This window comes from Moraxella bovis (assembly GCF_002014975.1).
Lineage (GTDB): Bacteria > Pseudomonadota > Gammaproteobacteria > Pseudomonadales > Moraxellaceae > Moraxella > Moraxella bovis.
In genome coordinates, this window is the sequence record NZ_MUXV01000051.1 from 1 (window position 1) to 2,860 (window position 2,860).

Sequence of the window (2,860 nt, forward strand, 5' to 3'; positions counted from 1 at the left end):
GCTTGACATCAAAATCCATTGTGATAGAATAGTCAGCCTTGATTGATGATACAGACGATGTATCACGCACTATTTAAAAACATACTAAGAACAACTTGTGTGGATTTTTGCTAATACAAGATAACAAAAAAATTATCATTTATCAAGCAAAAATACTCAAAGTTAATTCATTTACACGATGAGCAAATTTGCTAGTAATAAATGAGCCAAAATTAAAAGTCCTAACTTTTTATTTTACTTTCTAAGTAAATAATCAATTAGGCAAAACAAAGATTAAACTGAAGAGTTTGATCATGGCTCAGATTGAACGCTGGCGGCAGGCTTAACACATGCAAGTCGAACGATGACTATCTAGCTTGCTAGATATGATTAGTGGCGAACGGGTGAGTAATGCTTAGGAATCTGCCTAGTAGTGGGGGATAACTATCCGAAAGGATAGCTAATACCGCATACGACCTACGGGTGAAAGGGGGCTTTTAGCTCTCGCTATTAGATGAGCCTAAGTCGGATTAGCTAGTTGGTGGGGTAAAGGCCTACCAAGGCGACGATCTGTAGCTGGTCTGAGAGGATGATCAGCCACACTGGGACTGAGACACGGCCCAGACTCCTACGGGAGGCAGCAGTGGGGAATATTGGACAATGGGCGAAAGCCTGATCCAGCCATGCCGCGTGTGTGAAGAAGGCCTTTTGGTTGTAAAGCACTTTAAGTAGGGAGGAAAAGCTTGTGGTTAATACCCACAAGCCCTGACGTTACCTACAGAATAAGCACCGGCTAACTCTGTGCCAGCAGCCGCGGTAATACAGAGGGTGCAAGCGTTAATCGGAATTACTGGGCGTAAAGCGAGCGTAGGTGGTCATTTAAGTCAGATGTGAAAGCCCCGGGCTTAACCTGGGAACTGCATCTGATACTGGATGACTAGAGTAGGTGAGAGGGAAGTAGAATTCCAGGTGTAGCGGTGAAATGCGTAGAGATCTGGAGGAATACCGATGGCGAAGGCAGCTTCCTGGCATCATACTGACACTGAGGTTCGAAAGCGTGGGTAGCAAACAGGATTAGATACCCTGGTAGTCCACGCCGTAAACGATGTCTACCAGTCGTTGGGTCTCTTGAAGACTTAGTGACGCAGTTAACGCAATAAGTAGACCGCCTGGGGAGTACGGCCGCAAGGTTAAAACTCAAATGAATTGACGGGGGCCCGCACAAGCGGTGGAGCATGTGGTTTAATTCGATGCAACGCGAAGAACCTTACCTGGTCTTGACATACCAAGAATTCGCTAGAGATAGCTTAGTGCCTTCGGGAGCTTGGATACAGGTGCTGCATGGCTGTCGTCAGCTCGTGTCGTGAGATGTTGGGTTAAGTCCCGCAACGAGCGCAACCCTTTTCCTTAGTTACCAGCGACTCGGTCGGGAACTCTAAGGATACTGCCAGTGACAAACTGGAGGAAGGCGGGGACGACGTCAAGTCATCATGGCCCTTACGACCAGGGCTACACACGTGCTACAATGGTTGGTACAAAGGGTTGCTACACAGCGATGTGATGCTAATCTCAAAAAGCCAATCGTAGTCCGGATTGGAGTCTGCAACTCGACTCCATGAAGTCGGAATCGCTAGTAATCGCAGATCAGAATGCTGCGGTGAATACGTTCCCGGGCCTTGTACACACCGCCCGTCACACCATGGGAGTTGATCTCACCAGAAGTGGTTAGCCTAACGCAAGAGGGCGATCACCACGGTGGGGTCGATGACTGGGGTGAAGTCGTAACAAGGTAGCCGTAGGGGAACCTGCGGCTGGATCACCTCCTTAACAAGATTATCTGATTGGCAAGAATTCACAACAAGTTGTTCTTAGTAGCGTAAGTTAAATTGGGTCTATAGCTCAGTTGGTTAGAGCACCGCCTTGATAAGGCGGGGGTCATAAGTTCAAGTCTTATTAGACCCACCATTTATGGGGTTATAGCTCAGTTGGTAGAGCGCCTGCCTTGCACGCAGGAGGTCAGGAGTTCGACTCTCCTTAACTCCACCACTTGCAATAAATTAGAACTAAGCAATCAAATTAAACAGCATACAATTAGATTTCTTAATTCTACTTTATGTAGATAACTTACAATTAACTGATGAAGTTAATTACATTATTTAACAACGTAACTATGAGTCTGGGTTAATTATTTAATTCCAACAAATAATTAACCATCCCGACCACTACTCCACATCTTTTAGGTTTTACTTAAAATTTAAGTAAGATGAGTGGTCGGATAAAGTAAAGAGAACTGAATCAAGCGTAAACATAGGTAAATCGTTACACATTACCTTTATGACCCCAAGACTACTTGGGGTTGTATGGTCAAGTAATGAAGTGCACATGGTGGATGCCTTGGCAGTCAGAGGCGATGAAAGACGTGATAGCCTGCGATAAGCGTCGGTGAGGTGGCAATATCCTGTGACCCGGCGATTTCTGAATGGGGAAACCCAGCCAACATAAGTTGGCTATCCTAACCTTTGGTTAGGAGGCAAACCGGGAGAAGTGAAACATCTCAGTACCCCGAGGAAAAGACATCAATAGAGATTCCCCAAGTAGCGGCGAGCGAACGGGGAGGAGCCGATCAAACTTGTAGTAGCAAAATGGCGTGGGAAAGCCAACCATAGTAGGTGATAGTCCTGTATGCGAAACTGCAAATGCGACATATTAAGTAGGGCGAGACACGTGAAATCTTGTCTGAAGATGGGGGGACCATCCTCCAAGGCTAAATACTCCTGACTGACCGATAGTGAACCAGTACCGTGAGGGAAAGGCGAAAAGAACCCCTGTTAGGGGAGTGAAATAGAACCTGAAACCGTGTGCATACAAGCAGTCGGAGCCC

Annotated in this window: 2 tRNA genes and 2 rRNA genes (1 of these 4 cut by a window edge); all 4 read left to right on the forward strand. The window is 46.3% G+C overall.

Annotated elements, in window-relative coordinates:
- Nucleotides 1-275 precede the first annotated feature (275 nt).
- Nucleotides 276-1,806 (forward strand): 16S ribosomal RNA (locus B0182_RS11350).
- Nucleotides 1,807-1,867: 61 nt separating this feature from the next.
- A tRNA-Ile gene (locus tag B0182_RS11355) sits at nucleotides 1,868-1,944 on the forward strand.
- Nucleotides 1,945-1,949: 5 nt separating this feature from the next.
- Nucleotides 1,950-2,025 (forward strand) — tRNA-Ala (locus B0182_RS11360).
- A gap of 316 nt (nucleotides 2,026-2,341) precedes the next feature.
- Nucleotides 2,342-2,860: ribosomal RNA gene (locus B0182_RS11365) — 23S ribosomal RNA — on the forward strand; it runs 2,423 nt beyond the window's last position.
- The 16S and 23S rRNA genes sit together here with 2 tRNA genes alongside, the layout of an rRNA operon.